Here is a 7,240-nt window from a genome sequence, read left to right as displayed (position 1 = left end):
GTATCTAAACTAGATTCTGTATCACTATTTACGAATCCTGTAATTGTATAGGTTAGCGCTGGATCTGTTGCGCCATATACTTTTGTTTGACCTGAATCAGCTGTTACTGTTAAAGCGGCTTTGGTAATGCTAAAGTCGGCGGTTACAAAGCTTATGTTATAATTACTATCAACAGCACCGGAAGGTGTAATGGTATAGGTTCCTACATCTTCTCCTGTTGCTCTTGCGATGCTAACCCCTGTATCTAAGCTAGATTCGGTATCACCATTTACGAATCCTGTAATTGTATAGGTTAGCGTTGGATCTGTTGCACCATATACTTTTGTTTGACCTGAATCAGCTGTTACTGTTAAAGTGGCTTTGGTTATATTGAAAGTTACTGTTCTTGTTCCGTTGTAGTTGCCTTTACCTGTAATAGTAATTGTAGCTGTACCTACATTGGTATTGTCTACATAACTCAACTCATAGTCTGTATCTTGTGTAAGTATGGTTGCCCCATCCTCTACCTGTGGTATTGGGGTTTGAGCTTGACCTGTGTATACCAAATCAGCTATGGTTGCTGTTGTAATGTCTGTACTCGTCATCGACTTATTGGTAATTGTAAACACTCCATCTACATAATTAATCAAATAGTTTGAAGACGTTAAACCTGAGGCTGTAATTGCATAGGTGTTTACAGCTTCTCCTAAAGCTCTGCTTATCGATAAAGTTCCTGATAAATCAGTAGCATCCTCTCCATCTACAAAGCCTGTATAATTTACGGTTAATGTTGGATCTGATTCTCCATAAATCTTAGTCTTATCTTCCGAAATAATTGAAAGTTGTTTTGGTAATACAATGAGTGAATCTGATTGAAGAAATACATCATAATTATCATCGGAGCCTCCAGTTAAAGTAATAGGATAAGTACCAACACTAGAAAATTGTATTGCAGTAGTTTCTATTATAGGTTCAATAGCCATTTGATTATCTCCATTGACTAATCCAACATAAGTAAATGTCAAAGGCGGATTGATATTACCATAAACTCGCTCTTTTCTTTCAGCTAGTACAAGTAATTGTTTTTTGGTAATTTCTAAATTAGCCGAGGAGTAATTAATATCATAATTGGCGTTGTCAAGCGAATGCTGATTAATCGCATAACTACCAGCATTTTCCCCTAAGTTTCTCGAAAGTTCTCCACTGAAGGAAATCGCATGGCCATTTGGCAATGCTTGTCCCACTTCAGGTATCGATATAAAAGTTAGCATAGGATCTTGATCTCCATAAACCTTTGTTTTAGCTTCTGCTGTGACAGTTAAAGACAGCTTATTGATTGTAAAATCTGCACCAATATATGTTATTATATAATTATTATTCGAGAGTGTATGCTGATCAATCGCATAAACACCAATATCTTCTCCTGCATTTCTAGATAGTGCCCCTGAAAAGTTAAGTGTTTCTCCGTTATCGAGTATTGTACCCACAGCAGGCACAGCAATAAAGGTTAAGATTGGATCTAGATCACCGTAGGTCTTAGACTTGGCGTCAACTATCACATTTACAGGTAAAGCGTTAATGGTAAAGTCTGCACTAGAAAAACTTAACTCATAATTGCTATTATTCAGAGTACTGAAATTTATTGGATAAATACCCACATCTTCACCAGCCGATCTGGAAAGGGTTCCCGTAAAGAAAATTGATTCTCCATTAGCAAGCTGAGTACCTACTGATGGTACAGAAGTAAAGGTCAAAGCTGGATCTGAATCACCAAAAGTCTTGGTTTTAGCTTGTATTGATACCGCCACAAGCAATTTGGAAACAGTTAATGATCCAGTTTGATAGGTGATATCATAATCTGTAACTGAGGTCAAACCACTTGCAGATACCGTATAAGACCCCACATCTTCTCCTGTTTCTCTCTGAAAACTAAGGGTGCCACTAAGTTGTGACTCATCCTCCCCAAGGACAAAGCCATTATAAGAAACTGTAAAGGTTGGATCAGCGTCTCCATATACTTTAGCCTTATCATTAACGCTAATGATCAAAGGTGCTTTTTTTACTGCAAAAGATATGGTTGTCGAAGTGCTTCCTCCACTATTAACAGCTGAAATGGTATAAACAATTGTACTTGTTGAGTCTTCTGGTGTACCATTAACTAGCCCTGTTGATGCATTCAAACTTAAGCCCGCCGGAAGGGCTGGCGTTATCGAATAAGAAACGATAGGCCCGCCATTTGCGGAAGGTAGTTCTGATGTGAAAGGAACTCCTCTAGTCAAATCTGGAATCGAAGTATAATTCAAGGATGATGGGGGTGTATCATTAACCACTAGCGCAAATGTTGTTGATGTACTACCTCCGCTATTGGTTGCCGTTACCGTATAGGTGGTGTTATTCGATAATACCGTTGGAGTTCCTGAAATCTCACCCGTCTGGGTGTCAAAAACCAAACCAGCGGGAAGACTTGGCAAAATAGTATAAGAAACAACTTCACCACCTGATACTGAAGGAATCATTGATGTTATTGCTCCATTTTTGGTTGCTGTAACTACCGACGGGGTATAAGCCAAATTACTCGGTGCAACATCTACCACAGCCAAATTCAAATCGAAATTACCAGTACCAAATAAATTCTCGGCCGTTATTGTATAAGTAGTCTCTGGAGAAAGAACGGTTGGTGTACCAGAGATTTGCCCTGTTGTTGTATTAAAGTTCAAACCCTGTGGCAACTCTTTATCTAATGAGAACCTAATGATATCGCCACCAGCATTGGTAGGTAAAAGTGACGAAATCAGAGCTCCTTTTGTTAGTGTTACAGGGTTAGTGTAGGTAATGATTGGTGGAGCATCATTGATGATCAACTGAATGGTTCCATCAACAGACCCTGAAGTATTTGACCCTCTAATTACAAACGTGGTTAAACCAATAATAGTAGTTGGTGTTCCCGAAATTGCACCGGTTTGCGAATTGAGGCTCAACCCAGCAGGCAAAGGACTTCCTTGCATTACAAAATTTGAAATTTCACCCCCACTCATTTGTAAAGGCAATACCTCTTCCATTTGAATACCTCTATTAATTACTACTGGTGAAGGATAGCTAAAACCTGTGGGTGCTGAATCTATAACAGTTATTTGGAGATCGAAAGTAACCTCACCACCTGTATTTTGTGCTTTGATCGTGTAGGTTTCTTGGTTGGATATTAACAATGGTGTTCCAGTAATCTCTCCAGAATTGGGGTTCAATGTCAATCCTAAAGGTAAAGAAGGCGTAACACTGTACGTTATAACGTTACCGCCAGTTACAGTTGGAGATAAGGTTGAAATGGCTTGCCCTTTTACTAGAACTTGTGGTGAATTATAAGAAAGATTGTTAGGAGCAATATCGATTACCGACAAGTTAAAATTGGCTTGTGAAGTACCCCCAAAATTACTACCTGAAATTTGGTAGGTAGTTTCTGGAGTTATTGACTCTGGAGTTCCTGAGATCTCTCCATTCTGCGAATTCAATGTTAAGCCTGTGGGTAATGGAGGCCAAACCGAATATTCAGTAACGATACCTCCAGATGAAAGTGGAGTTATTGTTGTAATTACCTCTTGAACCGGTAGGGCCAAAGCATCGTTATAATTTATGCTAGGCTCTGGAGGCAGGTTTACCTCTAAAGTTGATGAAATTACTGCTGCTTGATGTGTACCTGTTTCCTGTTGGTAAGCGTAAAGCTTGGTTACACCTTCTCGCTTGAGCGAAATTGTTTTACCTGAAATACTGGCAATCTCATCATCTGCTAACACATAGATAATCGGTGCAATGCTTGAAGATGTTGGTTGGTCTACATCAAAATCTACATCTGTAACTAACTTTGTATAATCACTCAAACCAGATAAATCAGTCGGTGATTTGTAAGGATCTCCAACTAGAAGCAAAGTAATGATCTTAGTAGCATTATAAGTACTCGTTTCTTCTTGTACAGCGGTCAATACTGTAATTCCGTTACCAACTAAAGTCACTTCTCTTTCTGATATAGTAGCAACTTGCGGGTTACTGGAATAATAAGTAAAAGCACCAGAACTGTTACTTTGCGGTTTTTCAAGCCTAAAAGAATTATCATCTAATGACTTTGTTAAGGTACTGATCCAAGTTACGGTTGGGTCTGGCTTTTGAGGATCTTTCACCAATAGTACTGCATTTGCTGAGGCTCCTAAATAAAAGCCAGAAGCATCTTGCTGGGCTTTAATTTCCGCTACACCTTTTCCAACAATAGATAAAGTCGAACCAGAAACAGTAGCAACGTTGGTATCACTAGATTGGTAAGAAATACTACCATCACTTGGTGAATTTGCTTCGATAATAATTGGATCGTCATCAACCAAGGCAGTAAAATTGTTCAATTCAACCACTGGGTAATCCTTAACAGTAATTGGCACATATTGGGTTGCTGACATGAAATCATCTGTTTCTGCTTGTTTGATTGTAAGCGTATCTTTGCCCATTCCAAGAAAATCAATTCTGTTATTGTTGTAAGAAGCTACGTCACTTTCTTCTGGAATAGACATTGTGATTTCTCCTGTACTATTTGAAACTGGCGAATTGAAACTCATCAATCGATCTGAAAGCATAACCTCAATTGGTACAGTAGCTAATTCAGGATTATTTTTAGTTCTACCAATTATAGTAATAGCATCATTAGTATCTTTAAATTCTGCTGGTGTTGCATCATTAGATGAGTAACTAGAGTTATTATTAACTATACAGAAATGACCAGATGCACTAATATTTCCATAAACATAGATTCTTAACTCAATTTCTTCATCACCCGAAATTGGTTCTGCTGAGGCTAAGCTTAAGGACGTATATCGCCAATAGCTAGTACTTGTCTTTATTTCACGGCTTGAAAATGAGTTATCGAATGTATATCCTTGGAATTCACCCAATGATGTAGCATAATTATCAATCGACCATCTTAATTGCAGTTTAGTTTGATAAGATGCGTGATAGCCTTGAAGCACTATGCGCTCCAGATCTACCAAACTTTCTGTCTTTATTTTCAAACTTATGTAAGGTGCTGTGGCTGTATTCAAAGTAGAACCCACCACATTTGGTAAATTAAACCTGAGCCTATCTGAAGAATTATGACCGGTCAATCCAGAATAAGTAAATTCACCAGAGAGAATAGCCCCTTCTTTTCGTGTACTTTGGGTATATGGTTCATCTAAAGTGGACGCATTCGCAGGGTGCCAAGACACAATTGATGCCGCTTTTGCCAACGGCATTCCCAACTCAAAATCAGTTTTTGTAGCAGTGCCTCCCTCGGCTGTAACTTCGACAGATCCTGGACTTGCTCCATCAGGAACCACAGCTGTCACTTGAGTAGAAGAATTCGCCTTGAAAGCAGCCACTACTCCTCCAATTTTCACTTCTGTTACATTGTTAAAGTTCGTTCCTGTAATAACAATTGGTTGACCCACCTGTGTTTTAGTCGGTGTAAAGGAAGTAATTATCGGAGCTGACTTGTAATAAAAGTATGATCCATTGACTGTTCCTCCTGGAGTAGTTACTGTTACATTACCACTTGCCCCTGCCCCTACTGTTGCTGTTATCTGTGTAGAGCTATCTACGGTAAAGCTAGTAGCAGCGGTACCGCCAAAAGCGACTGCTGTTGCACCTGTAAAACCCGTTCCAGTAATTACAACTTCCATACCAGCGCCTGCAGAGGTGGGTGTAAACGCAGTGATTGTTGGCGCTGCATTTTTAATTATAAAATACCGATCTAAATTTCTAATAGTCCCTTTAAATCCTTTTAAAGTAATGGAATTGACTCCACGCTCTACACTGGCATAATTAGATGAAGAAATCGTTGACCAAGAAGTTGTAGTTGCGGAAGAACCATAAAACACCATGGGCTCACCCAATGTACCTACCACATCATTTGCATCCCATTCAAAAGTCACGTCTAAATGAGTGCCACCTGAGGTTGTACTATTTGTTTTTCTAATCCTCCATGTTTTAGCCAAATAATCTTGAACCCCTGAGCCTGGATTAGCGACACCGTCAGCAACAGAAACGGAGAAAACCTCATCTGCCCCTAAATTATTAGTAATGGTTACCGGAGAATAATTGGTTGAAGTACCCACAGGAAAAACCTTTGGTTCATTAGATACATTAGACTTCAGATAGCCAGTACCTAACATTTTCACATAGGCACTATTACTAAAGTCTTCAATATTATTTACCGTCGCACTGTATGTGCTATTTAGGGATAAAGAATTCCCATTTAACTTAAGCGTTCCTTGGTTTGTCCAATCGGCAGCGAGCTGATAAGTTCCATCCCCAGAATTCTTTAGTATAAAGAATTTATTCTCGGCAAAGGCTACTGGAGCAGATCCTGCCGAACCATCTTCATTGACCGTCCAAGAACCTAATTGGTCTAAAGTATTGGTGCCTGCAAAAGTGGAATAGTATGGGGTGGTTTCCAAATTAACTAAAACCTGCGTACTCACTACACAACCATTGGATTGGGTAGCTGTCAGTCGATAGTAGGTTGGCGTTCCATTGGTGTAGTTCGAAATGATCAAATTAGATGTATTTGTTCCCGAAACATCACCTCCATCGGTCAGGTCAGTAAATGTACCATCTAATGGGCTGGTGCTGCTGCTCCACTGATAAGAAGCAATTGTTTCACCAGAGATTGGCGTAGCCTCAGTGGCAAGATCTAGCGTTGTGCCAGACAGTATATACTTTTCTACTGGCAATGCTTCCCTGATATAAGGTACGGTTTCATAGCCCCCACCTAGAAAAGTAATTTCAGAAAAACCATAATAAGCGCCGTCTGTTTGATCTTCTTTCCTAAATCGAAAATAACGTGCTGTCACATCATTGATGGCTAAGGTTTGCCCATTTAATGGAATGGTAGGAATTGCATTGATTTGCCTTGTCCAATTCACTCCATCTGTACTCGACTCCAAATAGCCTCCGGTAAAATCGGGCTGAACTGGCGACCCTCCATCTAACAGACCATTGAAATTTGAGAGTCGTACACCATTCACAGTAGAGGATACGCCTAAATCTGCGACAATTGAAGCTATTTTTTTGGTATCTGTAATATTAGAAGTCGTTGACCAGTTCGAATTGCCAGAAAAAGAGAAACCGTTCAAGGTACCATTTGCACCATTACCTGACAGGTCAGAAAGAGTATTTCCTGTACCTTCCATAAACTTATAATAGGCCGCCAGACCTGCAGCACCTGTCACATCAGATGACATGGAGG

At 39.6% G+C, this 7,240-nt stretch carries 1 protein-coding gene; it reads right to left on the bottom strand.

The window, feature by feature from the left end:
• On the bottom strand, nucleotides 1-7,235 hold a 7,235-nt coding region (locus AC2D6T_RS02195), incomplete at its 3' end, for an MBG domain-containing protein (RefSeq protein ID WP_484680307.1).
• Nucleotides 7,236-7,240: the final 5 nt, after the last annotated feature.

The organism is Polaribacter sp. YIW18 (assembly GCF_057219325.1).
This window is presented reverse-complemented; position numbering and strand designations above follow the sequence as displayed.